This is a genomic window from Pedobacter psychrodurus (assembly GCF_004331735.1).
GTDB classification, from domain to species: domain Bacteria; phylum Bacteroidota; class Bacteroidia; order Sphingobacteriales; family Sphingobacteriaceae; genus Pedobacter; species Pedobacter psychrodurus.
The window spans coordinates 1-1,631 of the sequence record NZ_SJSO01000052.1 but is presented as its reverse complement, the minus strand read 5'-3'; the positions used below and the strand labels follow the sequence as shown (position 1 = coordinate 1,631).

Annotated in this window: 1 protein-coding gene; it reads left to right on the top strand. The window is 41.0% G+C overall.

Annotated elements, in window-relative coordinates:
- Positions 1 to 214 precede the first annotated feature (214 nt).
- The gene (locus EZ456_RS24945) at positions 215 to 1,606 is read left to right on the top strand and encodes an IS110 family RNA-guided transposase (RefSeq protein ID WP_165501413.1); all 1,392 of its coding nucleotides are present in this window, start codon (positions 215 to 217) and stop codon (positions 1,604 to 1,606) included.
- Positions 1,607 to 1,631 lie beyond the last annotated feature (25 nt).

Sequence of the window (1,631 nt, the reverse complement as noted above, 5' to 3'; positions counted from 1 at the left end):
TGTCAAATATCATTTAAACGATGCTTCAGTTTGCGAGAATAATAACTTTGGGAAAAAACATCCCGCATAAGGTCGTTATTCTTACTGACCCCCAAGTCATTGTCAAATCTGACCAAGTCAGCAGTTGAAGTTGTCGATTGAACACTGAAGTTCGTATAGTAAACTAATCTTCAAGCCTGCCGACTTTGCAGGATGTTTATTAAAAATGAATTTTATGAGTAAAGGTCAAAAAAACACAGAAAAGAAGCAAGGGCTTAAAGAAATTGTTCAGCTTCCTTTAGTTAATGCAAATGCAGCAGGAATCGACATCGGTGATACATTACATGTGGTAGCTGTACCCGAGGGATGCTGTAACGGTTCCTATGTAAGAGACTTCGGTACATTTACCGATGATCTGCTGGCTATTGTAGAATGGTTAACCGAGTGCGGTATTACTACAGTTGCAATGGAAAGTACCGGGATTTACTGGAAAAATCTTGGTATGTTATTGATTGAAAGAGGTTTTGAGGTCTATTTGGTAAATGCCCGCCACACGCGCAACATCAGTGGTAAAAAGAATGACCAGAGCGATGCACAGTGGATACAAAAGCTCCATAGCTGTGGTTTATTGAAAAACTGTTTTCTGCCTGACGACCAGACCGATGTGCTGCGGACGCTGGTTCGTCACAGACGAAATTTGATCCGCGACAGTAGTACAACGGTATTAAGAATGCAAAAGGCACTTGAACTCATGAACCTGAAGATACACACCGTCATCAGCGATTTGATGGGTAAAACAGGAAGAGCGATGATAGAGGCTATTCTTTCAGGCGAGCGTCAGGCAGAAAATTTCCTATCCTTCGTTGATAGCAGGATTAAGGCAGATCGCAGTATTATTGTAAGTTCGCTCAAGGGTAACTGGCGTGAAGAACAACTGTTTCTTTTAGAACAGAATTATACTCAATACAAGTTTTTTCAGACCCAGTTGGTGCAATGCGAGCAAAAAATTGAATACCAGTTGCAGCAGATGCATGCCAGAAACAATGATGGTATAGCAGAACCTGAAAAAGAAATTAAATTAACCCCAACGGGTAGGTTATTCAACCAGAAGAAGACCAAGAACCAGCCTTTCTTTAATACCCAAGCTTATCTTAAGGGCATCCATGGCATTGATGTACTGGATATATACGGACTAAGCGAGGTAAGCGCCCTAGAAATACTTTCTGAAACCGGAACAGACTTGCTTAAATGGCCATCGGCAGCACACTTCGCCTCATGGCTCAATTTATGCCCCAACAACAAAATATCTGGCGGAAAACTCATCTCCAGTAAGTTGCAAAGGAAAAAGCCCAACGCGGCAGCTCAGGCTTTCCGGATGGCCGCTGGTGGAGTTCAGAATAGCAACCATTTACTAGGACATTTTTTTAGAAAAATGAAAAGTAAAGGCGGCTATAAATATGCCATAGTAGCCACAGCACGAAAACTAGCATGCATCTATTATAAAATGGTTACTGAGAAGCAGTCATTCAATCCATTAAACAATGAAGAACATCTACAAAAGCAGAAAAAAGTACGGATTGCAGCACTGGAAAAAGCACTCAATGCATTAAAGTTACAGGTGGCTTGATCTTTTTGTTATATAGTAAAAGAAA

Bases quoted from the DNA above. Each gene is read 5' to 3' on its own strand.
- EZ456_RS24945 (WP_165501413.1), top strand. From the start codon at position 215: ATGAGTAAAGGTCAAAAAAACACAGAAAAGAAGCAAGGGCTTAAAGAA.